The 25,983-nt window shown below is 56.4% G+C and carries 22 protein-coding genes; 12 read left to right on the top strand and 10 right to left on the bottom strand.

The annotated features are described in order from the left end of the window. Positions 1–80: 80 nt before the first annotated feature. Both OU789_RS07965 and OU789_RS07960 read right to left on the bottom strand, forming a co-directional pair. Positions 81–494, bottom strand: a complete 414-nt coding sequence (locus OU789_RS07965) for a Fur family transcriptional regulator (protein WP_263952935.1) — start codon at positions 492–494, stop codon at positions 81–83. 79 nt (positions 495–573) lie between these two features. Then, positions 574–1,113 (bottom strand): DUF1697 domain-containing protein, encoded by a 540-nt coding sequence (locus tag OU789_RS07960; protein ID WP_274654862.1) that lies wholly within the window; start codon positions 1,111–1,113, stop codon positions 574–576. 286 nt (positions 1,114–1,399) lie between these two features. Here OU789_RS07960 and OU789_RS07955 point away from each other — a divergent pair, with 286 nt between their 5' ends. Continuing rightward, complete coding sequence (locus OU789_RS07955; RefSeq protein ID WP_274654860.1) at positions 1,400–1,726, top strand: hypothetical protein; 327 nt, start codon at positions 1,400–1,402, stop codon at positions 1,724–1,726. A 51-nt stretch (positions 1,727–1,777) separates the two neighbouring features. Further along, the gene (locus OU789_RS07950; protein ID WP_274654858.1) at positions 1,778–2,476 is read left to right on the top strand and encodes a L,D-transpeptidase; all 699 of its coding nucleotides are present in this window, start codon (positions 1,778–1,780) and stop codon (positions 2,474–2,476) included. Positions 2,477–2,506: 30 nt separating this feature from the next. On the opposite strand, the gene OU789_RS07945 is transcribed toward OU789_RS07950, so the two are convergent. Together OU789_RS07945 and OU789_RS07940 are read right to left on the bottom strand one after the other, a co-directional pair. Then, positions 2,507–3,208 carry an SDR family oxidoreductase gene (locus OU789_RS07945; protein ID WP_274654856.1) on the bottom strand — a complete coding sequence of 234 codons (702 nt, stop codon included), beginning with the start codon at positions 3,206–3,208 and terminating at the stop codon, positions 2,507–2,509. Positions 3,209–3,352: 144 nt separating this feature from the next. Beyond that, positions 3,353–4,729: a M20/M25/M40 family metallo-hydrolase gene (locus tag OU789_RS07940; protein ID WP_274654854.1), complete on the bottom strand. Its 1,377-nt coding sequence runs from the start codon at positions 4,727–4,729 to the stop codon at positions 3,353–3,355. 379 nt (positions 4,730–5,108) lie between these two features. Between OU789_RS07940 and hemA the strand changes: the two genes are divergently transcribed. From hemA to ispG, 4 genes are all read left to right on the top strand, one after another. After that, entirely contained in the window at positions 5,109–6,332 is a 1,224-nt protein-coding gene (hemA, locus tag OU789_RS07935) for a 5-aminolevulinate synthase (protein WP_263952941.1), read from the top strand. A 133-nt stretch (positions 6,333–6,465) separates the two neighbouring features. Beyond that, on the top strand, positions 6,466–7,632 hold the full coding sequence (locus OU789_RS07930; protein WP_446719169.1) for a helix-turn-helix domain-containing protein: 1,167 nt from the start codon (positions 6,466–6,468) through the stop codon (positions 7,630–7,632). 126 nt (positions 7,633–7,758) lie between these two features. Beyond that, a complete protein-coding gene (locus OU789_RS07925) occupies positions 7,759–8,154 on the top strand; it encodes a RidA family protein (RefSeq protein ID WP_274654849.1) in 396 nt (131 codons plus the stop codon). Positions 8,155–8,289: 135 nt separating this feature from the next. Continuing rightward, positions 8,290–9,420 (top strand): flavodoxin-dependent (E)-4-hydroxy-3-methylbut-2-enyl-diphosphate synthase, encoded by a 1,131-nt coding sequence (gene ispG, locus OU789_RS07920; protein WP_263952944.1) that lies wholly within the window; start codon positions 8,290–8,292, stop codon positions 9,418–9,420. Between the two features lie 6 nt (positions 9,421–9,426). On the opposite strand, the gene OU789_RS07915 is transcribed toward ispG, so the two are convergent. Next, positions 9,427–10,785: a M48 family metalloprotease gene (locus tag OU789_RS07915; protein WP_274654847.1), complete on the bottom strand. Its 1,359-nt coding sequence runs from the start codon at positions 10,783–10,785 to the stop codon at positions 9,427–9,429. 58 nt (positions 10,786–10,843) lie between these two features. Here OU789_RS07915 and OU789_RS07910 point away from each other — a divergent pair, with 58 nt between their 5' ends. Then, the gene (locus OU789_RS07910; protein ID WP_274654845.1) at positions 10,844–12,010 is read left to right on the top strand and encodes a pyridoxal phosphate-dependent aminotransferase; all 1,167 of its coding nucleotides are present in this window, start codon (positions 10,844–10,846) and stop codon (positions 12,008–12,010) included. After that, on the top strand, positions 12,007–13,242 hold the full coding sequence (locus tag OU789_RS07905) for an N-acetylmuramoyl-L-alanine amidase (RefSeq protein ID WP_274654843.1): 1,236 nt from the start codon (positions 12,007–12,009) through the stop codon (positions 13,240–13,242). Before OU789_RS07910 ends, OU789_RS07905 begins: the two co-directional genes overlap by 4 nt. A gap of 19 nt (positions 13,243–13,261) precedes the next feature. Here the strand turns inward: OU789_RS07905 and OU789_RS07900 are convergent, their stop codons facing one another. Then, positions 13,262–13,861, bottom strand: a complete 600-nt coding sequence (locus tag OU789_RS07900; protein WP_274654841.1) for a class I SAM-dependent methyltransferase — start codon at positions 13,859–13,861, stop codon at positions 13,262–13,264. 130 nt (positions 13,862–13,991) lie between these two features. On the opposite strand from OU789_RS07900, the gene OU789_RS07895 reads away from it, so the two are divergent. The 3 genes from OU789_RS07895 (at position 13,992) to OU789_RS07885 (ending at position 18,994) form a co-directional block, all read left to right on the top strand. Continuing rightward, a complete protein-coding gene (locus OU789_RS07895) occupies positions 13,992–16,541 on the top strand; it encodes a penicillin-binding protein 1A (protein WP_274654839.1) in 2,550 nt (849 codons plus the stop codon). A gap of 108 nt (positions 16,542–16,649) precedes the next feature. Next, entirely contained in the window at positions 16,650–17,777 is a 1,128-nt protein-coding gene (gene prfB / locus OU789_RS07890) for a peptide chain release factor 2 (RefSeq protein ID WP_263952950.1), read from the top strand. A 122-nt stretch (positions 17,778–17,899) separates the two neighbouring features. Then, positions 17,900–18,994 carry a hypothetical protein gene (locus tag OU789_RS07885; protein ID WP_274654837.1) on the top strand — a complete coding sequence of 365 codons (1,095 nt, stop codon included), beginning with the start codon at positions 17,900–17,902 and terminating at the stop codon, positions 18,992–18,994. Between the two features lie 91 nt (positions 18,995–19,085). Here OU789_RS07885 and OU789_RS07880 read toward each other — a convergent pair whose 3' ends face one another. The 4 genes from OU789_RS07880 to OU789_RS07865 all read right to left on the bottom strand — a co-directional run bounded on the left by OU789_RS07880 (position 19,086) and on the right by OU789_RS07865 (position 22,456). Beyond that, a complete protein-coding gene (locus OU789_RS07880; protein ID WP_263952952.1) occupies positions 19,086–19,589 on the bottom strand; it encodes a bactofilin family protein in 504 nt (167 codons plus the stop codon). After that, entirely contained in the window at positions 19,579–20,901 is a 1,323-nt protein-coding gene (locus OU789_RS07875) for a M23 family metallopeptidase (RefSeq protein WP_274654834.1), read from the bottom strand. Before OU789_RS07875 ends, OU789_RS07880 begins: the two co-directional genes overlap by 11 nt. 203 nt (positions 20,902–21,104) lie before the next feature. Continuing rightward, the gene (locus OU789_RS07870) at positions 21,105–21,959 is read right to left on the bottom strand and encodes a ferritin-like domain-containing protein (protein ID WP_274654832.1); all 855 of its coding nucleotides are present in this window, start codon (positions 21,957–21,959) and stop codon (positions 21,105–21,107) included. Further along, entirely contained in the window at positions 21,956–22,456 is a 501-nt protein-coding gene (locus OU789_RS07865) for a peroxiredoxin (RefSeq protein ID WP_274654830.1), read from the bottom strand. Before OU789_RS07865 ends, OU789_RS07870 begins: the two co-directional genes overlap by 4 nt. A gap of 26 nt (positions 22,457–22,482) precedes the next feature. Between OU789_RS07865 and OU789_RS07860 the strand changes: the two genes are divergently transcribed. Beyond that, positions 22,483–25,929 (top strand): hypothetical protein, encoded by a 3,447-nt coding sequence (locus OU789_RS07860; RefSeq protein ID WP_274654828.1) that lies wholly within the window; start codon positions 22,483–22,485, stop codon positions 25,927–25,929. The last annotated feature ends 54 nt before the right edge of the window (positions 25,930–25,983 follow it).

Here is a 25,983-nt window from a genome sequence, read left to right as displayed (position 1 = left end):
GTGCAGTAAGGTCAATCTCGGCGCCGTTGGCACAGCAAATAATAGCCGTTAGCGTTAACAGTATTGCGACAGTTCGCAGCTCAAGGTTTGCGCAGCGGAACGCCATAGAGTTCGAGCCGGTGGCCCTTGAGTTTGTAACCGAGTTTCTCGGCGATCTTTTCCTGAAGCGCCTCGATTTCCTCGTCGACGAATTCGATGACTTCGCCGGAGTTCATATCAATAAGATGGTCGTGATGGTCACGGTCGGCGGTTTCGTAGCGCGCGCGGCCATCGCCGAATTCGTGCTTGGCGAGGATACCGGACTCTTCAAACAGCTTCACGGTGCGATAGACCGTGGCAATCGAGATTTTAGGATCAAGCGCCACAGCGCGGGCATAAAGCTCTTCTACGTCGGGGTGGTCTTCGGACTCTTCGAGCACGCCAGCAATTACACGGCGTTGGTCCGTTAGGCGCAGGCCCTGAGCTTCGCAGCGGGAAATTATGGTATCGCTCATCTGATCCTCGGATTTATTGCGCGTGTCTTACGGGATGTTGTTGATGGTTTCCAGTGATTTCCTATGGGTGAGGTGGCTGTTATGCGGCGGCAAGGGCAAGGATCGCCTCGACGCTGCGCAGGTTGCGGGCGGTGGTGGGCACACCGAACAAACGCTCCGCAGCGGCCATCAGCTTGGACCGGCCAATGCCAGATGGCGCAAGCAAATAAGCACAACGGTCGATGATTGCGAATTGCTCATCCTCTGCGCGCAAACTTTCGATCTTGGCGAGGTCAGGGGCAGGGGGCTCAGCAGCGAGGAAGAGGAAATGCAGGGTCTTCGGGTCCACATCCGTTGAGAAGGGGCAGGCGGCGCGGGTGGATTGAAGCTCTGCCACAGTGAGGATCAGGATCTCGGGCGTGAGTTCGAATTCCGTTTCGATCAGCGTGGCAAGTCGCGATGTTACATATGCCGCGCTTTCTTCATGCGTGGAGAAGGTGAGGTTGCCGCTTTGGATATAGCTTTTCGGGTCGTGAAACCCGCTTTTGGCCATTGCGGCGCAGAGCGGTTTCATCGGCAGTTTGTTGTGCCCGCCAACATTGATGCCGCGTAAGAGAACGATCCACTTGTTAATGCTCATGCTATGCCTGCTTTAAATAAGCCTCTGTCGAATAGGAGTTTGTCTTGCTTAGCATAGGCCGCACGCTTTCGCGTGAAATTCTGTGAGCTGTGTGCGGTGGAGGCAAATCGTGGCGCGAGAAACGCGTGAGCGAAGTCATAAACATTGCTTCGGGGGCTGCTTCAAAAACAGTCAAACGGCTTAGAAAGCGGCAAATCCTTCACAAGCCTGTGAGACTCCGCTTGCGCCGCACCGTCACGAGGCGCGTGCAATTGTCATTCCGTTGGGGCGCGCGTAAACGCATGGTATGAGCGTTCTTCGAAGTTGCCTGTTTACGATCCTTGCTGTGCTTCTCCTTCCTTGGGGGGCATATGGTGCGACGTATTCGTCGGCGCAGCACGCTGCGGTATCTGAGTATGCGGATGCAATTCAGCCAACCGCCTTCGTTTCCGCCAAGAAGCAATGCCGCATCGCGACCCTACCTGGCTCGCCGTGTGGCCCGGACATCATGGTGCGAGAAATTTCGGTGACGTTCTCGACGCCAGAGCCAGTATATGGCGCGCATTTTAGGGATGTTTGGCGTGGAGCGAGCCTCGCGCATGCACCGCCGCGAGACCCTCCACGGTTTTCGTAACCCGTACAACGCAGCAGCGTCACTTCTGTAACGAAAACATGGACATACCCAGTGCTATCACGTCGAAAATTCATCGCCCTTGGCGCGGTGTCAGGCCTTGCTGCTTGTACCCAGCCAGAGGCAGCCATCACCACGCCGGTCGAACCTGTCGCGCCCGTGTATCCTCCACTTCCCGAGTTTTATGGGGCCATAACGGATGAGCCGTTTCCGATACCGGCGGTTGAAGAAGGATCATTGGCGCCGGAGTATTGGCGTCAGGAAGTCGATAACCCGTGGGGCAAGCATCCGCGCGGAACCATTATTATCGATCCGGATGCAGCACAGCTTTATTTCATCGAATCCGATGACCGCGCCATTCGCTATGGCGTGAGTGTCGGGGCGGCGGGATTTGATTGGCAGGGGAAGGCGAGGCTGCAGTTCTGGCGCGAATGGCCGCGGTGGAATGTGCCCGAAGCGATGATTGAGCGACAGCCGGAATACGAACCTTACTCGGTTGCAAATGGCGGTATGGACCCGGGGCCCGGAAATCCGCTCGGTGCGCGGGCTTTGTATCTGTTTCAAAATGGGGTGGATACGCTCTATCGCATACACGGCGACGCGGACCCGTGGGAGTTGGGAAAGGCCGTGTCTTCGGGCTGTATTCGTATGCTAAATCAGGACGTTATCGATCTTCAGGATCGCGCTGTTCATGGGGCGGACGTGATTGTATTACCCTCAATGAAGCCATCGGGTTTGACGGAGATTTACTGATCTCGGAGAAGAGTAAAGTAAGCGTGCTGGCTAGACGTAGGGCGTCCGTTGTGGGCGGAGTGTGAATTCCGTGACACAGGTCGTGTTGGGGAGCGCGATCGCCGTCGAGATCATGTGTGATATGTCCTCAAGCTGAATCATCTTGGAGCGGTCTTTGCCCTTGTCGTTCACGGCTGGCGTATTGACAAATCCAGGGTGAACCAGCGTTACACGCACCCCGTCCTCGCGGACCTCTTCAAACAGGGCTTTGGCAAATCCGACCTGCGCATGGCGCAGAGAACAGTGGATCGAGTGGTTTTTCCACCCAAGCCATGACGTCGGGCCGCATATATAAACAATCGCGCCCTCTGTGGCTTTGATCACGGGTAGGACATGCGCCGTTATCCGGATTGTTGCACGCAGCACTTGATCAATAGAGTTGTCCCAATCTTCAAAGCGATCCGTCGAAACCAATCCATAGGTGAATTTTGCGGCGCAATGAACCAGTGCATCCAGCTTTCCGCTTTGAGTTGCCCATTCTGCAAGCGCGGCAACATCATTCATATCGCCCATCTCTGCGGTGAAATAGCTGCCGCTGCCCCCCGCGTCTTTAACCAGATCGAGCGTTTCTTTTAGGGCGTCTTCCCGTCGTCCGTGTGCGAGTATGTTCCAGCCTTCCGAGGCAAGTTTAATCGCGGTTCCGCGGCCAATTCCACTTGAAGCGCCAGTTATTAATGCTGTTTTAGTCATCATGTACCCTCCCACTTCCAAGCTAAGAGAATAGCATAAATTGCGATACTTTTCGACGATGGAGGTCTGCAAACACGGTGCGGAGCAATCTCATCAAAAAAGGGCGCCGTAGTGACGCCCTTGATGGTAGGTTTTAGCGATGGCGCATTAGGCCAGTTCGGCCAAAACGCGTGCCCAGCTCCGGATGCCTTTGTGGAAGCATTCCAGATCGTATTTCTCGTTCGGGGAGTGAAGCTGGTCATCGTCTTTGCCGAAACCGATAAGCATTGCGTCCATGTCGAGGATGGTTTTGAAATGCCCAGCAATCGGGATTGAGCCACCGCAGCCAACGAATGCCGCAGGGCGGGGCCACTCATCAGATAGCGCTTTTTGCGCCGCTTTGAATGCCGGATTTGATGTTACCATTTCACCTGCAGGAGAGGCGCCGTGTGGTTTGTACGTCACCGTGCAATCTTCGGGCAGGCGGCTTTCCACGAAAGCGCGGAAGTTTTCGCGGATGGCGAACGGGTCTTGGCCGCTGACAAGGCGGAAGCTGATCTTGGCGGTGGCTTGTGCGGGGAGCACGGTTTTGAACCCGTCGCCCGTATAGCCCGCCTCAATGCCGTTCACTTCGCAAGTCGGACGCGACCAGATCATTTCAAGCGGTGTGCGGTCTTGTTCCCCTGCAGGAACCGAAAGGCCAACTTCGCCAAGGAATTGCGAGGCATCAAAGCCGAGCGCGTCCCATTGCGCTTTGATGTCATCCGGAAGCTCGGCCACATCGTCATAGAAATGCGGCACCTGAATGCGACCTGTTTCATCGTGCAGATCGGCAATGATTTTGGCCAAAACGCGCGTCGGGTTGATTGAAATACCCCCATACATGCCGGAATGCAGGTCTTTGCTTGGGCCGTGGATGGTGATTTCCTCGCCCAGAAGGCCGCGCAGACGGGTGACAATCGCCGGGGTTTCTTCGCCAAACAATCCAGTGTCACAGATGAGCGCGATATCGGTTTTCAACTCGGCAGCGTTCTCTTGCATGAAGGGCACAAGAGAAGGGGAGCCGCTTTCTTCTTCGCCTTCAAAAAAGAAAGAGACCTTGACCGGCAGTTTTCCGTGAACCTTGAGCCACGCGCGGCAGGCTTCGACGAAGGTCATCAACTGGCCCTTGTCATCGGATGTGCCGCGTCCGCGTAGGACTTTGCCTTTTGGCGTGTCCTCAAGCGCGGGTTCAAACGGCGGGTTGTCCCAAAGCTCGAGCGGATCAACCGGTTGCACGTCGTAGTGACCGTAAAACAGCACATGTGGCGCGTCATCTGGGCCTTCGCCATGGGCAACCACCATCGGATGGCCGGGGGTTGGGCGCTTGCTGGCCTCAAATCCGAGGTCTGATAGCTCATTGACCAGCCAATCCGCGGCCTTATCGCAGTCTTCTTTATAGGCCGGATCGGTGGAGATCGAGGGGATGCGCAGCAGGTCGAACAGCCGTTCGGTGGCTGTGTCGAGGTCTTGGTCAATCTGGTCTAGGACGGGCGCGAGTGTCATATAATATCCGTGTGTTTTTGATGGTTTACCGCTGAAATCCACCCGCGTTTTCGAGCGTTGGATGGACTGCGGTGTATGGTCTACGGTTGTTGTACCGTATCATTGCCATAGGCAGGCGCAAGCCGACTTGCCGTAACGTTGCGCAAAAGGCCGGTTCCCGCTCGCGAAAAAATCGATATATAGCTCCGCGGCAGCGGAAATCACGCGCTTTGATTTACCTCAAAGTCATAGCTAGAATGATTCCATAAATATCGCCTCAAGCAATTGATACAGGTCGCGTCATTTTGTAACGTAGCTTGTGAACAGGTTCTTTCGTAGGAAGAGCAGAAACCGAAGAATGCACACGCGCGTGTGTTCACTAGGCAGTTTGGAGAGCGCCTTGGACTATAAAGCAAAGATCGACCTCGCGTTGAACAATCTGCACGAAGAAGGGCGCTACCGCACATTCATCGACATTGAACGCAAGAACGGCGCGTTTCCGCACGCTGTCTGGACTCGTCCGGATGGGCAGGAGCAGAATATTACCGTGTGGTGCGGCAATGATTACCTTGGCATGGGGCAGCATCCGGTTGTTCTTGAGGCGATGCATGAAGCGATTGATGCAACCGGCGCGGGCTCTGGCGGCACACGCAACATCTCTGGCACAACGGTGTATCACAAACGCCTTGAGGCCGAGCTTGCCGATCTTCACCAGAAAGAGGGCGCGCTCCTGTTCACCAGCGCCTATATCGCCAATGACGCGACGCTTTCGACGCTGCCAAAGCTCTTCCCTGGTCTGATTATCTATTCCGATGCGCTCAACCATGCGTCGATGATCGAGGGCGTGCGCCGCAACGGTGGCGCGAAGCGGATTTTCCGTCACAATGACGTTGAACATCTGCGTGAGTTGCTTGAAGCGGATCCGTCTGATGCGCCGAAACTCATCGCGTTTGAATCGGTTTATTCGATGGACGGTGACTTTGGCCCGATTGAGCAAATCCTTGATCTTGCCGATGAATTCAATGCGCTTACCTATATCGACGAAGTGCATGCCGTGGGTATGTATGGTCCACGCGGCGCCGGTGTTGCCGAGCGCGACGGGTTGATGGGCCGTATCGACATCATCAACGGCACGCTTGCCAAAGCCTATGGCGTAATGGGCGGGTATATTGCTGCGGACGCCAAGCTCTGTGACGCAATCCGCTCCTATGCACCCGGTTTCATCTTTACCACGTCGCTCGCACCGACGATTGCGGCAGGGGCGGCGGCCTCGGTTCGGCATCTGAAAACCGATCAGGCCCTGCGCGAGGCGCACCAGACACAGGCGCGCATCCTCAAGACCCGCCTCAAGGGGCTTGGCCTGCCGATTATCGATCACGGAAGCCACATTGTTCCTGTGCACGTGGGCAACCCTGTGAAATGCAAGATGATCTCGGATCGTCTGCTGGAAGATCACGGGATCTATGTGCAACCAATTAATTTCCCAACCGTTCCGCGCGGCACAGAGCGGCTCCGCTTTACGCCGTCGCCCGTTCACGGACCGCGTGAAATGGATGCACTTGTGCATGGTTTGGACGATCTTTGGTCACATTGTGCGCTTAATCGTGCCGAACTCGCTGGTTAACATCATCTTTGGTGCAGAATCGTTTGCACTATGTTAGAGTTGTCCTAAGAAGCTGGCTAAGTCAGGGTCACAGGCGAATCGACCCGATTTTGAACCAGCTATTGGGGGCAATAGTGAAACTCGGGGCAGTGCTATGATTAGGCGCATTATATCTCCGCAACCAGTCGAGGAGGAAAGGCCGCAAGGTTTTGACTCCTATGAAATTCGCTTGGGCGATATCATGCGGGGTGAGCGGGCGACCATGGGCAAAAGCCTATTGGATGTTCAGCGCGAGCTTAAAGTCAAGGCCACCTATATTGCCGCCATCGAAAACGCCGATCCTCACGCCTTTGAAACTGCCGGTTTTATCGCTGGTTACGTTCGCTCTTATGCGCGCTATCTGGGCATGGACCCAGATGAGACGTATCGCCAGTTTTGCGCCGAATCCAACTTCGAGAATGTGCATGGCATGGCCGCTGGCAGCAAAGCCACTGCCAAACCAGAGCGCAGCCGAAAAACAACGTCAGACAAGCGTGATCCGTTTATCGAGCCGAATGTAAGTTTCGTGCCGCGCGGTGAGGCGCTGTTGTCGAAGGTACAGCCAAGCGCGATTGGCTCTGTTGCCGTTCTGCTCGCTCTGATCTCGGGTGTCGGCTACGGCGGCTACACTGTTTTGCAACAAATCCAGCGCGTGCAATTTGCCCCTGTGGCCGACGCGAGCGGATTTGATGACCTCGCAACAAGCACAGAATTTGCGGCTGATGTCCTTCCACAAGAAAAGGGGGGCATTTCGGCCGAGGCGCTCGATCGTCTCTATCGCCCCGAAGCTCTTGAAGTTCCCGTTCTCGTGGCACGCGATGGACCGATTGCAACGATTGACCCTTTCGCCGGATACGAACGCCCGTCTACGCAAGTTGCAGAAGCCGGTGCCACATCCCTCGAAGAGCCAATGTCTGATGTGCAGGTTGTGGCCAGTGCCGCACCAGAGCTGAAAGTCTTTGCTGTGCGCCCTGCGTGGGTCCGGATCAGCGCTGCCGACGGCACCGTCATTTTCGAGAAAATTCTTGATGCCGGCGAAGAGTTCGTCGTGCCACAGACCGAAGAAGCTCCAACTTTGCGGGCCGGTAATTCGGGCGCTGTCTATTTTGGCGTAAACGGTGAAACCTATGGCCCAGCGGGTGACCCAGGACAGGTTGTGTCCGAGGTGGCGCTGTCTGATGCGGCCCTGAGCGAGAGCTACACAGTCGCCGATCTCACCAAAGACACCGACCTTGCCGCTCATATGGCGGTCGTCGCGCAGGCGGATTTGCCCGAAGAATAGAAAGCAAAGCTGGCTATCTCATGCAAGGCGCTGTTTTTCACGGCGCCTTTTTTTGCATTTAGCAAGCGGTTGTGAGTGAGAGGTGTGCTAGGCTGTTTTCTTTCAAAGCAATGAGAGGATGGCCGAATGCCAGCTGAACGCAAATTGATTTCGAATGGCAACCCCATGGAAAAGATCGTCGGGTTTAGCCGCGCGGTTCGGGTTGGCCCTTTTATTGCGGTGGGTGGCACGGCCCCAGTTGACAGCGATGGCAAAACTGTTGGCGTCGGGGATGTGCGCGCCCAGACCAAGCAATGCTTTGAAATCATCAAAGCCGCGCTCGAAGACGCGGGATCTGGATTGCATGACATCGTGCGCACACGCGTTATTTTGACCGACATCGACAATTGGAAAAATGCGATTGAAGCGCGGAAGGAATATTGTCTCGACGCGCGACCCGTTGATACCATCATGGCCATCAACAGGTTCGTTAATCCCGAATGGTTGGTTGAGATCGAAGTCGATGCCTATGTTCAAAGCTAGGGGTAGGCGGCGAGAGGCTTTGATCAGGTGAAGGAAGAGACGTTAGCCGAAGTCAGCCTCTCTTGAAATCCATGTTGCCCCCGCGCGCATGAAACCCTATCTATCCCTCAACGGACCTTACTTCGGAGAGACCGGATGTCGCTCAATCACATCAGACCTTGGCGTAATATTCACCGGCGCAAGTCGCGCCAGATTATGGTGGGGAATGTCGCCGTTGGAGGCGATGCACCGATTTCGGTCCAGACCATGACCAACACGCTGACGACAGACGCCAGCGCCACGATCAAACAGGTTCTGGCCTGTGCGGATGCGGGTGCGGATATTGTTCGGGTTTCGACACCAGATGCGGAAAGTACGCGCGCGCTCAAGGAAATCGTGGCGGAAAGCCCCGTGCCGATCGTGGCCGACATTCATTTTCACTACAAACGCGCGATTGAGGCTGCCGAAGCCGGTGCGGCTTGCTTGCGGATCAATCCGGGTAACATCGGGGACGCAAAGCGCGTGCGCGAAGTGGTGCAGGCCGCAAAGGACCACGGTTGCTCGATCCGTATCGGCGTGAATGCGGGTAGCCTTGAGAAGCACCTGCTTGATAAATACGCCGAACCATGCCCAGAGGCGATGGTGGAAAGCGGTCTTGATCATATCAAACTGCTACAGGACAACGATTTTCACGAGTTCAAAATCTCGGTCAAAGCCAGCGATGTGTTCCTGTCTGCGGCGGCCTATCAAGCGCTGGCAGAGGAAACAGACGCGCCGATCCACCTTGGAATTACCGAGGCGGGCGGGCTTATGGCGGGGACGATCAAATCGTCCATCGGCCTTGGCAATCTCCTTTGGATGGGGATTGGTGACACAATGCGCGTGAGCCTTTCGGCGGATCCCGTCGAAGAGGTTAAGGTGGGATATGAAATCCTGAAATCACTCGGGCTGCGCCATCGTGGCGTAACGATCATTTCCTGCCCATCCTGCGCGCGGCAGGGGTTTGACGTGATCAAAACCGTTGAAAAGCTCGAGGACCGTCTGGCGCATATTTCCACCAGCTTGAGCCTGTCGATTATCGGGTGTGTGGTCAACGGGCCGGGCGAAGCGCTGATGACGGATGTGGGCTTTACCGGCGGTGGAGCCGGAAGCGGAATGGTCTATCTTGCGGGCAAACAGAGCCACAAGATGAGCAACGACCAGATGATTGACCACATCGTCGAGCAGGTCGAAGCCAAAGCTGCCGCAATCGAGGCCGAGAAGGCCGCGAGCGAAGCCGCGGAATAGCTTGTCCTAACGTTTGCGGCCCTTTCTCGGGGCGTTTTTCGCAATAAAGACGATGTCTTGCGCCTTGCGCGATCCAGCGGAACCGCCAGGTAGCTGGCCAAGCGCGCGGTTCGCATGGAGGGCTGCGTCGTCAAACCGCCCGAGCAGGGCATAGCGTTCTGCTGTTACCAAAGAAGCCATGCCGTTGTTGCCGTTTTTGGCGTAGGCCACGGCCAGATCACGGAGCATGCGCGGGTCATTGGCATCGCGTCCTGCAGCTTTGACAAGCACGTCCAGCGCCTTTTTGTTGCTTTCGCGCGTGTCGAGCGCCAAGAGCGAGCGGCCATATCCAGCGAGGATCAGCGCATTGCGCGGCGCGAGAGATACGGCCTTGGCATAGGCATTGGTTGCGGCGCTGTATTGGCGGGATTCATAGAGAATTTGGGCGCGCAGTTCCTGATAATAGGGGTCATTCGGGCGCATGGCGACAACCTCGTTGATCGCCGCTGCTGCTTTGTCTCCTTGGGCAAGGCGATGATATCCGATGGCGCGGCGCAATTGTGCCAGTTCCGAAGTGTCGCCGTTTTTGGCCTTGCGCAGAACGGATTTCGGATTGCGCACAAAGGCTTCAAGTTTGATTTTCGCGCGGGTGAACCAATAGTCCGCTTCTGCCTGTGGTTTGGTCTTGCCTTCATAGGCGGCGGCAAACCCTTTGGCCGCGCGCAAGCGGTCACGGCTGAGCGGGTGGCTGCGGGCATAGGCATCTTGACGGTTGAGCGCGAGGCTCTCTTGCCCTGCGAAAATATCTAACACATCAATAATGCCGTTCGGGTCAATGCCCGCGCGCGCCATATAGCGGAAGCTGGCTTGGTCGGCGCTGGCTTCTTCGGCGCGGGTATGCCCAAGCAGACCCCGCCGCGCAGAGCCCGCCGTTCCCGCCGCAACCGCAAGCCCAACATCCCCACGACCAGAAGCCGCCGCCGCAGCAGCACCGAGCAGCAGGCCAAGCTTTGCAAGGCTACTTGCGCCGCCAGCGTTCACGGCGCGGCGGGTGATATGGCCGTTGGCAATATGGGCGGCTTCGTGGGCAATCACGCCTTGAAGTTCGGCGGCGCGTTTCATTTTGAGGATCATGCCCGTGTGAATAAAAATGTGGCGCCGATCAATCACAAAGGCGTTCATCGAGGAATCATTGATCATGATGATCTTGACGCGCCCTGGATTGAGCCCTGCCGCGCTGAGTACCGGTTCGGCAAGTTTGCCAAGGGCGTGTTCGATATCGGGATCGCGGATAATCCCCTGTGCAAACAGGGTTTGAGGCACCAGCAATAGCCAGCACAGCACGAGAATTGCGCGTCGAAACGGGGATTGCCTGCGTGTCTGCATTGACCTTTTCTTTCTCTACTGGGACAAAGCCCTAGGTTGGGAGCATAGGAAAGATTTGATGCAGGTTTCAAGGCGTTCACAGGTTGATCCCTTTATTGTTATGGATGTGATGGAAGCCGCCGCCAAGGCAGAGGCCAGCGGGCGGCATATCATCCATATGGAAGTCGGCCAGCCCAGCACGCCAGCGCCTGTGGGTGCGCGCGCGGCATTGGCGTCCGCGATGGAAGAGGGGGCGCTTGGCTATACGGTCGCGCTTGGCCTGCCGGAATTGCGACGTGGCATCGCGGACCTGTACCAACGCTGGTACGGGCTGACGATTTCGCCAGAGCGGATTGTGGTGACTGCGGGGTCTTCGGCGGCTTTTCTTTTGGCGTTTACGGCGCTGTTTGATGCGAAGGACCGTGTGGGCCTTGGCTTGCCGGGCTATCCGTCTTACCGCCAGATCTTGCGCGCGCTCAGCTTGCAAGACGTGGGGATCGAAACCGCAGCCGCACATCGGTTCCAGCCGGTGCCGAGCGATCTTGAAGGACAGAACCTTGATGGTTTGATCGTCGCCAGCCCCGCCAACCCGAGCGGAACAATGCTCTCGCGTGACGCGCTGGCCGATTTGATCCAAGCCTGCGACGCCAATGGAACCAAGTTTATCTCCGACGAGATTTACCACGGCATTCAATACGAAGGCCGCGCGATTTCAGCGCTTGAGATTTCCGATGATGTCTATGTGATCAATTCCTTCTCCAAGTATTTTTCGATGACAGGATGGCGCATCGGCTGGATGGTGGTCCCCGAAGATCATGTGCGTACAGTCGAGCGACTGGCGCAGAACATGTTCATCTGTGCGCCGCATGCCGCACAGGTCGCGGCTCTTGGCGCACTGTCTTGCGAGGAAGAAACAGAGGCAAATCTTGAAGTTTACAAGGCCAATCGCGCTCTGATGCTTGAAGAGCTGCCAAAGGCCGGATTTACCCGTATCGCGCCGCCTGATGGAGCATTTTATATTTACGCGGATGTATCTGAGTATACCGACGACAGCCTCGCATTCGCTTCTGAAATCCTTGACGACGCAGGCGTTGCGGTGACACCGGGCCTTGATTTTGATGCAGGGCGCGGTGGGCAGTGGCTTCGCTTTTCCTATGCGCGGTCCACGGCAGATATGGCCGAAGGGATCAAGCGGCTTGCGGCGTATATGGCAAAACGCTTCCCCGATCACGAGGTCGGCGCATGAGGCGATTTGCAGGGGTTATCGTTGCGCTTTGGGCGTCTTTCGCCGCAACAGCGGGCAGTGCACAGGATTTTAACGCGCTGGCCACGGTCGAGCCCGAAACCGCAAAAGTGACGGACACTGGCGCGGGACTCTCGGTTTCGTTGACCCTAAGCCAGCCGGTGCCTTATCGGGTGTTCACGCTGGCGGACCCAATGCGCCTCGTGGTGGATTTCAACGAGGTGGATTGGCGCGGCATTGATGCGGATACGGTGATCACAGGAAATAACGCAGAGGCCGTACGGCTTGGTGCGTTCAAGGCTGGCTGGTCACGGATGGTGGTTGATTTGGCGGCACCCTTTGTAGTGGATGAAGCTGGAATGACCATCGGCGACAACCGCGAGAGTCAATTTACCGTTGCGCTTGTTCCCGCAAGTGAGGAGGCGTTTCGCGCGGCTTCTGGCGCGCCCGAAGGGGCGACCTACACGCGCAAAGGTGTTGAGGGGCTGAACGCGCCAGTGCGGCGGCAAACGGGCGAGCGTGATCTGATTATCGTGCTTGATCCGGGGCATGGCGGTATTGATCCGGGGGCAGAGGCCGGAACCAAAGAGGCGCCCGTGCGGGAATCTGATCTGATGTTGCTTTTTGCGCGCGAGCTTAAGGAGATGCTACTGCGCGATGGCGGCTATCAGGTTGTACTGACGCGTGAAGACGATGTGTTTGTGCCCTTGGAAACGCGGGTCACTGTTGCGCGGGCGGCCAAGGCGGATGTATTCATTTCGATCCACGCGGACGCGCTCGCCGAGGGGCGGGCGACGGGGGCGACGATCTATACCCTATCGGAGAAAGCCAGCGATTTGGCCTCGCAGAAGCTTGCCGAACGCCACGATCGCGCGGACCTTTTGGCGGGTGTTGATCTGTCGGATCAAGGCGATGACATTGCCACAGTTTTGATGGACCTTGCCAGAATGGAAACAGCGCCGCGTTCAGATAGTCTTGCGGATGAACTTGTGATCTCGTTGAAGGACGAACTCGGAAAAATGTATAAGAAACCGCGACTTGAAGCGGGTTTCTCAGTTCTGAAGGCGCCGGATATTCCATCGGTTCTGGTCGAGCTTGGCTTTTTGTCAAACCCGAACGACCTTGCCGACATTCAAAACCCCAAGTGGCGCGAAAAAGCGCAGCGCGGCATACTCGCGGCGCTCAATGCATGGCGGGTGAAAGATGCGGCGCAGGCGCAACTGCTGCGCCAGTAACCAGATAGAGCGGTGGCGCTTAACCTTTGCGCCGCCGTGCCAACCATACCGAATGCCCCGCGCAATCAGGGTCTTCGGGAACGAAATCAACAACGTCAAACCCAGCCTCGTCAAAGAGCTTATGATAGTCTTCGGGATTGAGGGACGCATGATAAATTGGTGCGCCTTCGACTTCGCCGATTGCTTCGCCGGCACTTGGGCCAGTGGTTACCAAAAGAGGCGCGCCGGGCGCGGCATGTGCGGCAAAGACAGGGAACATAGCGCGCTGGTCTTCAACGCTAAGATGAAAGAAGCTGTTCCACGCGATGAGCCCATCAAATTCTTTGCCAAGGTCCAGCCCGCGCATATCGGCGTGGTGGACGGTCGCACCCGGAACATTCTCTGCAAACAGCGTCACCATGCTCGCCGCGCCATCAACACCGGTGACCTCGCGGTTCCGCTCACGGATATAGCGGGCAATAGGCAAGCCGCCGCCGCAGCCAACATCAAGGATGTCGCGTCCCGGCGCATGGGCCAGAAAACGATCCAGCCAGCGGCGCTCAAACAGGGTTTTGTTGCGCCGTGCGGCATAGGCAGGGCCGTGGGTCTCATAGGTATCTAGAATATCTTCTGGTCGCATAGGTCTAGGTGACCTGTTTCCACCGGCCGTGCAAGCGCCAATATCTGAGGTGGCGGCAATCTGCCGAAAGGCTTTTGACCCTCCTGCACTGGGTATATATAGAGAAGTGTAATTCTTTTGGGGGCCACCAGTGCTACGGGCTATTCTAAACTTTTTCGGCGGTATCTTTAGCTTCCTTGTGCTTGGGATCGTTATGGCCGGTCTGACGATCGGGGGCATCTTTTGGATGTTCTCTCGAGACCTGCCCAATACAGAGACTTTGACGCAATATCGCCCCGACACAATCAGCCGCGTTTACTCGGGCGAAGGGCTGATTATGGACGAATTCGCCAAGGAACGCAGGATTTACGCGCCGATTGAAGAGATTCCGGATGTGGTAAAACAGGCTTTCATCTCGGCGGAAGACAAGAATTTCTACACCCATAAAGGCTACGACGTTCGCGGCATTGCTGCTGTGATTGTCGAGGCTATTCAAACCAAGGGCGAGCGGCTTCGCGGGGCCTCAACGATTCCACAGCAGGTTGCCAAGATCAGCTTCCTTCATGGCGGACGAACCATTGAACGGAAGATTCAGGAGATTATCCTGAGTAACCGTATGGTCACGACGCTCTCGCGCGATCACATTCTCGAGATTTATCTGAACGAAATCTTCCTTGGTCAGAACTCTTATGGCGTAGCTGCGGCCGCGCTGACGTACTTCAACAAGACGCTCTCTGAGTTGACGGTTGAAGAGGCGGCTTATCTTGCGGTCTTGCCAAAGGCGCCGAGCGATTATCACCCCGTACGCCAGCTTGATCGGGCCATGGCACGGCGCGCTTATGTTTTGAGCGAGATGTATGACAACGGGTATCTGACCGAGGCTGAGTACGAAAAGGCCATGGCAGAGCCGCTGCGCACTGTTCAAAACGGTGAATACGACAGCTTCAAATCCAACCTGCCACCGCGGGATTATTTCTCTGACGAGATCCGCCGCCAGTTGAGTCGCGATTTCGGCGAGGACGAATTCTTTACCGGCGGGCTGACCGTTCGGGCGACTGTGGATCAGGATCTTCAAGTCGAGGCCGCGAAGGCGCTTCAAAAAGGTCTTGAGGATTATGACCGGTCTCGCGGGGTTTGGCGCGGCACAGGTATAAAACTGACCGAAGAGCAAATGGCCGATGAAGCCACGTGGCGCGCGGCTCTTGCCGAAACAGAACTCGCGCGGGATGTCGAAGGTTGGCATGTTGCTGTTGTTCTGGAAACTGGCGACACCAGCGCGCGCATTGGCATCGAAGGCGTCGAAAATGACGAAGACGGTCACTGGATTCCCGCGAAAGACGTGACATGGGCGCGCAAGCGTCGCGAGGACGGTTCGCTTTCGGGTAAGGCGCGCAAGGCTGCTGATTTGGTTGATGTGGGCGATGTTGTCTATGTCCGCGCGATGACCAGTGATGATGACGGCAGTTTCATCCGCTGGACGCTGCGACAGGTGCCAGAAGTGCAGGGCGCCTTTATGGCGATGGATGTTAACACGGGCCGTGTAATCGCGATGCAGGGTGGGTTCTCTTATCAGAACTCGGTGTTTAACCGTGCAACCCAAGCGACGCGCCAGCCCGGTTCGTCCTTCAAGCCTTTCGTGTATGCGGCGGCGCTGGACAGCGGATATTCCCCTGCAACGATCATTATTGACGCTCCGATCGAGATTGATACGGGGGCAGGGGTCTGGCGTCCGAAAAACTCCAGCAACAAATTCTACGGCCCAACGCCGCTTCGGACAGGGATCGAACAATCGCGGAACCTGATGACCATCCGACTTGCACAAGAGGTCGGTATGGACACCATTGCGCGCTATGCCGAGCGGTTTGGCGTTTACGACAATATGAACACCTTCCTGTCAAACTCCCTTGGTGCAGAGGAAACAACCCTGTTCAAGATGGTTGCGGCCTATGCGATGTTTGCCAATGGTGGCGAGCGTGTTGAGCCAACGCTGGTTGATCGCGTGCAGGACCGTTGGGGTAAAACAGTTTACCGCCACGATCAGCGCGATTGTCTGGAATGTCAGGTGGCAAGCCTTGAGCCAGGTGTTGCGCCCGCAATCCATACCGGACGCGAACGGGTGATGGACCCTGTGACAGCCTATCAGCTTACCTCGATGATGCAGGGCGTTGTGCAGCGCGGGACCGCCGCAGGGCGCATCGACCTTGGCGTGCCGGTTGCGGGTAAAACAGGGACGACGAATGACAGTAAAGATGCGTGGTTTGTTGGGTTCACCAGCAACATCGTGGCAGGGTGCTACATCGGTCACGACCGTCCGCGCAGCCTCGCGCCTGGTGGTTATGGCGGCACGCTCTGTGGCCCCGTATTCAACCAGTTCATGAAGGAAGCGACCAAGAAATTCGGGGGCGGCAGCTTTGACATTCCGCCCGGTGGTCACTTTATCAAGATCGACCGTTACACCGGTGCGCGTCTTGGAAATGATGCGTCCGGTCCGAATGTTGTGGCCGAGTATTTCCGCAATGGCGAAGAGCCACTCTTTGGTGTGACCTATGATGGTGGCTTTGCGATGGCGAGCGATCTTCCTCTGTTCGAAGAGGTTGGGGATGTTGAAGATACCCGCGTTGAAAAAACCTCAACAGGCGAGACCGTAACTTTTGGAGACAAGGCCACCTTCGGCACGATCACCAGCGGCGGCGAATACTAGACCAGCCTTAACAATGGAGCAGTAGGAACGAGGGCGATGCTTTGCCCTTGTTCGCGGGTTTGGGGCTTGCTATCACACTCGGCGAACCCCTGATCCAAAGGACATCCGATGCGGGCCGAAGTGCAAAATTCCGTAACTGCGATTGAGAAATCGCTCGACCTTCTCAAGCAACGACTGGGCTGGGAAACGGCGGAACACCGCCTTGAGGAATTCAACGCCCGCACCGAAGACCCCGAACTTTGGAATGATCCGGCCAAAGCGCAGAAACTTATGCGCGAACGCCAGATGCTCGTGGATGCGATGGACACCTATAAGTCCATCAAACAGGACCTTGCCGATAATATCGAGATGATCGAATTGGGCGAGATGGAAGAGGACGCCGAGGTTGTTGCGGATGCGGAGGAGGCAATCCTCGCGCTCGAGAAAACCGCCGCAGAAAAAGAGCTTGAAGCCCTGCTGGATGGAGAGGCCGACGGCAACGATACTTTCCTTGAGATCAATTCCGGTGCTGGCGGCACAGAGAGCTGTGACTGGGCCTCAATGCTCGCGCGGATGTATGTGCGTTGGGCAGAGAAAAAAGGCTATACGGTCGAGCTTCAGAGCGAGAGCGCTGGCGATGAGGCGGGCATCAAATCCGCCGCCTACAAGATCAGCGGGCCGAACGCCTATGGCTGGCTGAAGTCCGAGAGTGGCGTACACCGCCTTGTTCGGATTTCGCCCTTTGACTCGGCAGCCAAGCGGCATACGTCATTCTGTTCTGTCTGGGTCTATCCGGTGGTGGATGACAACATCGAGATCGAAGTGAACCCCGCCGATATCCGCATTGATACCTACCGCAGTTCCGGCGCGGGCGGGCAGCACGTGAACACCACCGACTCCGCCGTTCGGATCACCCACGCGCCCACCGGCATTGTGGTCACAAGCTCCGAGAAATCGCAGCACCAGAACCGTGATATCGCGATGAAGGCACTGAAATCGCGGCTCTATCAAATGGAGCTCGATAAACGGAACGCCGCCATCAACGAGGCCCACGAAAACAAAGGCGATGCGGGCTGGGGCAACCAGATCCGCAGCTATGTTCTCCAGCCGTATCAGATGGTCAAAGACCTGCGCACCAATCACGAGACATCCGACACAAAAGGCGTGCTCGACGGTGACCTCGACGGCTTTATGGCAGCTACGCTTGCGATGGATGTTGCCGGTAAGAGCCGCTCCGAAGCGCAGGGTGAAGACTAGAAGTTTCTCTAGTTTTGACGCTTGTCCCAACCTATGCTGGACTTATTTAGACCAGCCATAGGTTTTGCATGATTTTCGATGCCTCGACCTGTTCATTGAGGAAAATGGCGGCGGCGTTCGCCATGGCAGGATCGTGCGCGCTTTCCATTTTTCCAGCACATGCGAATTCCTTTACCGAGCAATTCATCGATCCAGAAGACAATATGTTTGATGTCAGCGCCTTTCTCGCGCGCGGTGGTTTCGTTCCGATGCCGGTCATCATTACGGAACCTGCCGTAGATAAGGGGATCGGTATTGTTGGGCAGTTTGTTCAAGGTGATCCAACAACCAAGAATGTGCGACGTACGATGGTTGGCGCATTTATTACGGGCAATAATTCGTTTGGCGGCGGTGCCATGCAGACGGGCGCTTTTCGGGACGGGCGGGTAAAATACACGGTTGGGATAGGAGGCGCGGACCTTCATCTGCCAGTGTATCCGTTCGGAAGCTCGCGCTCTATTGAGTATAACAATGTTACAGGTGGTGTGTTCGGGCACCTGCGCATGCAAGTAGGCGAGACACCGTGGTACGTCGGCCCTCGCTTCCGCTATCAGGCGAGTACGATCAGCCTTGATGCCGAAGGAAGGCTGGGGGGCATCCTCGAAGAGTTCGCCGTCGAGAAACGGTATTCCGCGCTTGGTTTGATGGGAACCTATGACACCCGCGATAACAGCGTAACGCCGCTACAGGGCATTGATGCGGTTATGCGGTACGATTTGTTTGACGGCGCAATAGGAAGTGACGCCGACTTTGACCTCGGAATGGTTGCGCTCCACGGCTTTCAGAAGCTTGGCGACAATGGTTGGAGTATCGGCGCAATGACCCGCTATGACTGGAGCAATGGCGATACTCCGTTCAACATGGCTCCGCAGATCAGTTTGCGTGGAATCTCGTGGGGGCGTTACGCTGGCGAGCGCGCGTCCAGTACCGAAATTCAGCTCCGTAAGGATTTTGACGACCGTTGGGCAGGGGTTGCCTTTGCGGGGTACGGGACAAGCGTTGCCGGGAATTCGCGTATCTTTGACGATTCAGGGCCGGTGCACACATATGGTGTTGGCGTGCGGTACAAGATTGCCCGCAAACTCGGGATCGATGTTGGAATTGATATCGCGCGCGGGCCGGAAGAAACAATCTGGATGCTGCAATTCGGACATGCGTGGATGCGTACGATGGAATAGGGCGTTTGAATCTGAGATTTTCCTCCAAACAAAAAGAGCCGCCAAAATCTGGCAGCTCTTTGTCAATTCTCACGCTGTGAAACTGTATTGTTTAAGCGGATTTCGGTGCAGCAGCAGCCACTGGTTTGGCAGCTGGCTTTGCGCCGGAGTTCAGGGGATCGTCCTGACGTTGGACGGAGCCCTCGAAGTGTGCGCCGCTTTCGATCGCGATTGTTTTGTGGATGATGTCACCCTCAACGCGTGCTGTCGATGTCAGGCGAACTTTGAGGCCACGAACGCGGCCAATGACACGGCCGTTTACAACAACGTCATCTGCAATAACTTCACCGCGAACAGTTGCACCTTCGCCAACGGTCAGCAGGTGCGCGCGGATATCGCCATCCACGGTTCCTTCGATCTGGATGTCGCCAGATGTCTTGAGGTTGCCTGTGATTGCGAGATCAGAAGACAGTACCGATGCCGGTGGTTTTGCTTTCGGTGCCGTTTGTTTCATCTCAGTAGGGGTAGTTGGCACTGCGGCCTCCGTAGGTTTAGCGGTCACTGGTTCGCCGGATTTCTTGGGGCCGGGTTCATTGATTTTGCTTTTAGAAAACATCGCGTGCTGCCTTGATAAATTTCATCGGGTTGACGGGTTTGCCACCTACACGCACTTCGTAATGAAGGTGTGTGCCAGTGGACCGACCAGTATTTCCCATATCACCAATACGATCCCCGCGCGAGACTCTTTGGCCCTTTTTCACGCGGATTTTTGACATATGGGCATAGAAGGTTACGATCCCGAACTCGTGCTGTACTTTAACTAGATTGCCATAACCGGACTGCCAGCCTGCGTGAATCACGACGCCATCGCCTGTGGTGTGGATGGGCGTGCCGTGCGAAGCGGCGAAGTCGGTACCGTTGTGCATCCGGCCCCAACGTGGACCAAAGCCTGATGTGAAGCGGAAGGCGGATTTGACGGGCAGGGCGAATGGCGCTTTTTCGGCGGCGATACGATAGATGTTCACGTTGTCCATGCTGCGCAAAATCGCATTGGCGCGCAGGCTGTCGGCGTCAGGGCGCTCACCTTTGGTAGAGAAGGACAGCGGCGTAAGTGGTCCGCCTTGGCCGTTGTAACCGGCGCGCACCTGCTTGAGGATGCTGTCAGGCGAGAGGCCAGCATTGCGGAACATCTGATCCATTGGAGACAGTGAAACAGACACGGCCTCTTCGAGTTGGCTGAAGATGCGGTCATTACGTTGACGCATCAGTTTGGCCTCGAACTCCAGATCGGCAATCGTTGCGAAAGCCGAGGAGGCGTCTTGAGCAATGCGATCACGCTCGTCAGCAGCACCTGCGAGAGCAGCGGTCAGGAAATCGACAGTGTTCAGAACATCATCCACTGAGCCGGCATCTGCGATTGTGTTCTCTTCGCTTCCCTCAAGTTTAAGCGCGTATTCAGCGGCTTCGGCGCGCGCGGCGTCGCGTTCCTTGATTGTCTTGCGAAGAGTTGCCTGTATGACCTCGATGCCGGTTTCAAGCTCGTACCGGCGGTCTTCCAACCGGAGCAACTCCGACTGCATTTCGGAAATTTCGTCCAACGCCTTTGAGAAACGTTGCTGCGCGGAGATCGCTTCTTCGGTGCGGTAATCCCGTTCGGCAGACAGCGTGTTGAGGCGGGCTTCATAAAGGAACTGTTCGCGCTCGGCCTGATCCCGAAGAGAGCCAGAGCTGATGCTTTGCATGAACAGGATCGAGGAGGCGACGATTGTCCACCCAACGACGCTCGCACAACCTAGAAGTGCAAAAGCTTGAGTGGTTGGCTTAAGACGCAGAAAGCGGGTTTCATTGTCCGAACGCAGAAACAACCTGCGTTCCGGTAAGCGTTTTTCCAGTGCTGTGTTAAGCCTGTTTAATAGTCGTGCCCGCAAAATCCTGCCCCGTTTGCTGCCCCAAAGTTCCCCAGTGGCACGTACCTTCCCCAAGGCTACCGTGCAGTAAGGTGATTAGACGTTTGCGCTAAATCGATCAAGTTTCTTTAGGAAAGAGTGTGCATATAGGTGAAAAATTGGCGAAATCTCGCCGAACTCTGCGACCACATGTCCTGCATTTAAGGGAAAATTAATTTGACTGCCTAATTTTTGTGCATCTCATCGGCGAGCGGCCAGTAGAAATCCGGTGGAATTCCGGCTTCGGCACGTTTTTCCTCATTGAAGGGTGGCCGCAGGGTCGAGTGGAAATATTTGCGAACCAGATCGTGAAAGACGTCTTTTGGATCAAGGTCGTGGCGCCCGCAAAGGAAATGGAACCACTTGCTTCCATAGGCCACATGCCCGACTTCTTCGGCATAGATCACCTCAAGCGCTTCGATGGCTTTGGTGTCTTTTGCCTGCTTGAAAATCTTGATCATGCCGGGTGTCACGTCGAGCCCACGCGCTTCCAGAACCATAGGAACAACCGCAAGCCGCCCCATCAAATCTTCGGCGGTATCTTCGGCGGCGCGCCACATGCCCGCGTGTGCAGGAAGGGCGCCATAATGGCTTCCCTGCGCTTCAAGACAATCTGCCATCAGGTTGAAATGTTTGGATTCTTCGTCCGCAGACTTGACCCAGTCGTCATAGAATCCGATGGGCATTTTGATATGGCCAAACCGCGCGATGATGTCCCAGTGAAGGTCCACCGCGTTCAATTCGATATGCGCCACAGCATGCAGAATCGCGATGCGACCTTCCGGTGTGCCAGGTTTGCGGCGCGGCACATCGCGCGGATCAAGAAGCGGCGGCTCTGAGGGACGCGCAGGCGAGTCAGGCGGCGAGGCGGTGCCGATGTCGGGCGTTTGCCCATTTTTGCGGGCCTCCTGCCAAAGCGCGGCGTAGCGACGCGAGAGCGCGGTTTTTTCGCGCGCATCGGCAGTCCGAAGGACGTCATCCGCCATTTCCGCCAAAGGTTTGGGCAATGTCACTGCTTCGGAAGCTGTCTCATTGCTCATTGTGTAATCGCCTTGGCGGCCTCAAGCACTTCGGCAGCGTGACCTGCTGGTTTGACCTTGCGCCAGATCCGTTGGACACGGCCCGCGCCATCAAGAAGAAATGTGCTGCGCTCAATGCCATAGAAGGTTTTGCCGTACATCTTCTTCTCCCGCCACACGCCAAAATCCTCGCAGGTGGTGCTATCCGCGTCCGAGGCGAGCAGCACTTTTAGGTCGTGTTTGTTGGCGAAATTCTCGTGTTTCTTGAGCGTGTCTTTGGAGATTCCAACGACGGTGGTGTTGGCGGCCGCAAACTCTTCGATTAGCGCGGTGAATTCGAGCGCCTCGGTCGTACAACCAGGGGTGTTATCACGCGGATAAAAGAACAGAACAACTGACTTGCCGGAAAAGCTTTCGTTCGAAATCGGGCCGCTTGCCGTGGCCAATGCAAAACGCGGCGCTTGTACGCCTTCGATGAGTGCGTCGGTTGGCTGGTTTGTATCAATTGGTGGTGTCATGTCTGTCCTCATTGCAGAATCGGGTTTTGTTGTACCCTGCTTTGGGCCAAGATAAAAACCACAGGAACGGGCCAGCAGATTGCGGCTCGGTTTTCGAGGGCCTGACCATAGCTGACACAACACCAGAACCAGACGCGCCAAACCGCAAACAGCCAAAGCGTCAGATGAAAACCCATCACAAGATCGGCGTTTTCACGATATTCAGCTTGTTTTCGGTTGCTGTGATCATTGTTGGCGTGGCCTTTGCGTTGCTAAAGCGCGGGGTCGATACGCCAGTTTGGGTGATCCAGAAGGTTGAAGAGAGGCTTAACGAAACGATTCCATCAGGGACTGTTGCGATTGGCAGCGCGCGCGTGGAGCTTGTAGATGGGCTCGCGCCCGATCTCGTGTTGCGCGATGTTGTTTATCTCGGCGGAGATGGCAAGCCGCTGGCGCATTTCGACAGGGTACAGGCCGTCTTTGCCACCTCACCGTTGTTTAGCGCGGAGCTGCATCCGAAAAGGGTAAATCTGGAAGGCGCGCGGATCGCGCTGCGGCGTGACAGGGGCGGGCAACTTAACGTGTCGCTTGGTCCTGATGTTGGATCGGGCCTCGCGGCGACGGGGGATATCAACGAGGTGATCCTGTCGTTTAAGCGGGTCTTTGATTTGCCAACGCTGAACGTGATTGAGGATGTGTCGATCCGGAAGCTTGATTTCGACATGGTAGACGAGCAGAGCGGCAAGTCCTGGACCGTGCGAAACGGCGCGCTGGCTATGAACACGCTTGGCGGTCAGATCGACGTGGCGGTTGCGTTTTCGGTGCAGATGGATGATGGCGCGGCGGCGCCGATTGCGCTTGCGCTTTCCGCCCCGCGCGAGGGTGTTGCCGCGACCTTCGGCATGACCGTGCGTGATGTGGACGCGCGTGATATCGCGGTTCAATCGCCTGCGTTATCATGGCTTGGGGTGCTGGATGCGCCGATTTCCGGCGCGCTGCGGAGCGAAATTCTTCCGGATGGGCGGCTTGGAGATCTCGACGGAACGCTCGAAATCGGTGCTGGTGCGCTTCAGCCCACGGCAAACACGCGCCCCATCGTCTTTCGCGACGCCAAAACCTATTTCAGCTATGATCCCGAGACCGCCAAAATCACCTTCGACGAGGTGAAGGTTCGTACCCAGACGGGCGAATTTGCAGCAACGGGCTTTTCTTATCTCCAAGAATGGGAAGGACAGCGGCCCAACGCCCTTGTGACCCAATTTCAGGTTCAGAACTTTGCCATGAACCCCGCCGAAACCCTGCCGGAGCCCGCTGTTTTTGACGGTGGAGCGTTGGATATGCGGCTTCGGCTTGATCCGTTCAGCCTTGATATCGGGCAGCTTTCGCTCACCACGGCGGAGCGCCACATACTTGCAAAGGGGCGGATCAGCACAGAGCCCGAAGGTTGGCAGACCGCACTTGATCTTGAGATCAACACGATTGACCACGATAGCTTGCTTGCGCTTTGGCCTGTGAAAGTCGCGCCGCGTACCCGAGGCTGGCTCAACAAGAATGTCACTGGCGGGCGCATTCATGATGTGAATGCCGCAATCCGCACCAGCCCTGGAACCGAGCCGCGCACGTCGCTTGGCTATCAGTTTAGCGATGCGCAGGTGCGCTATATGAAATCTTTGCCGCCGGTCGAGAACGGGCGCGGATATGCGACGCTGTTCGGGCCAACCATGTCGATTGTGGTTGAGGATGGCGGCGTAACCGCGCCAAACGGCGGGCGGCTTGATGTGGCTGGAACGGTGATTTCAATGCCGGATGTACGGCTGCGCCCGTCGCCGATGGTGGTGGATATGAAGGTGCGCGGCGAAATTCCAGCGGCGCTCGCATTGCTCGACATGGAGCCGTTTAACTTCCTGAGCAAAAACGGACAGCCATTGGATATCGCAAACGGACAAGCCGACCTTTCCGCGCGGCTCGGGTTTGACATTGTAAAGAAGGTTCAGCTCAAGGATGTCGATTACAATGTTGAGGGTGCGTTACGGGGTGTGACCTCTGACAAAATCGTTGCGGGAAAGCATCTTGTTGCGCCTGAGCTTGCGCTTTCGGTTAACACCGAAGGGATGGAGATTTCCGGCCAAGGCTGGCTTTTCACCACTGCCGATGAAGCGCGCACTGCCGCGGAAAATGGGGTGCCGTTTAATGCGTTCTGGCAAAAGCAATTCGGGCCGGAGCATATCGGGAACAGCAAAGTCTCTGGCAGTGTTGAGCTTTCGGAGCGCTTTGTGTCGGCTTTTAACCTTGGCTTACCAAAGGGGATGCTACGCGGTGCGGGAACTGCCGATATCGATATCAGCATGATCAAGGATCAACCGCCTGCCTTTACGTTTAGCTCTGACCTTAACCAGTTGGGTTTGCGAATACCGGAGCTTGGATGGTCAAGTTCAGAGAAGCAGACAGGGCGGCTTAATGTTTCTGGCCTCTTGGGGACACCGCCACAGATTGACGCGCTTGAGATCGAAGTCGGCGGACTTACGGCAAACGGTAAAGTTGGAGTTGGCGCGGATGGCGATTTTGAAGCGGCGAAATTTTCCCGCGTGCGCGTCGGCAATTGGCTTGATGCGCCTGTGGTACTGCGGGGGCGGGGCAAAGGCGCTGCACCAGAAATTCAGGTGCTTGGCGGGCGAATTGATGTGCGCGGATTGAAGCTTGGCGGCAGCGGTGGCGCGTCGGGTGGGGCAACACGTGGTGCGCCGATAACGCTGGCGCTTGATCGGTTGGTGGTATCGGACAAGATCAGCCTTAGCGGTTTTCGCGGCAATTTTACAGGTGGAGCGGGCTTCAAAGGGACGTTTAACGGGCGGCTCAACGGTGAGGTTCCTGTGAGCGGTACTGTCGCGCCGAGCGAACATGGAACTGCCGTTCGCGTACGTTCAGAAGATGCGGGCGGAGCCTTCCGCGCAGCGGGGCTGTTTAAATCCGCGACCAAAGGCGCGATGGACCTTATCCTTGCGCCGCGCCCCCAACCCGGAACCTACAATGGCCGCCTGACGGCCAATGGCGTGCGGGTAAAGGATGCGCCAGCGCTCGCAGGGCTTTTGAACGCGATTTCTGTTGTCGGGCTATTAGAGCAGCTTGACGATACAGGGCTTCTCTTTACCGATGTGATCGCCGATTTTGTTATTGAGCCAAATCGCGTGACTTTGACCCGAAGTAGCGCGGTCGGCGCAAGCCTTGGTGTTTCAATGGCGGGGCAGTTTGATACGAAATCCAATACGCTCAATATGTCGGGCGTTATCAGCCCGTTCTACCTCTTGAACGGGATTGGCTCGTTCCTGACGCGCCGCGGCGAAGGGCTATTCGGCTTTAACTATGATCTAACGGGAACCACGGCCGCGCCACGCATTGCGGTGAATCCGTTCTCGATCCTGACGCCCGGGATGTTCCGTGAGATTTTCCGCGTTGCCCCGCCGCCGCCACCCTCTGGCACCGAACCGGCGAACTAGCGCAGGATTTGGGCTTGCATTACGCCACAAAGCGCGTAAACCGCGCGACGCCCG

Origin of the sequence: Halocynthiibacter sp. C4, from assembly GCF_028823805.1 — a bacterium.
GTDB classification, from domain to species: domain Bacteria; phylum Pseudomonadota; class Alphaproteobacteria; order Rhodobacterales; family Rhodobacteraceae; genus Falsihalocynthiibacter; species Falsihalocynthiibacter halioticoli.
The sequence above is the reverse complement of the archived record's forward strand: the minus strand, read 5'-3'. Positions and strand labels throughout refer to the sequence as shown.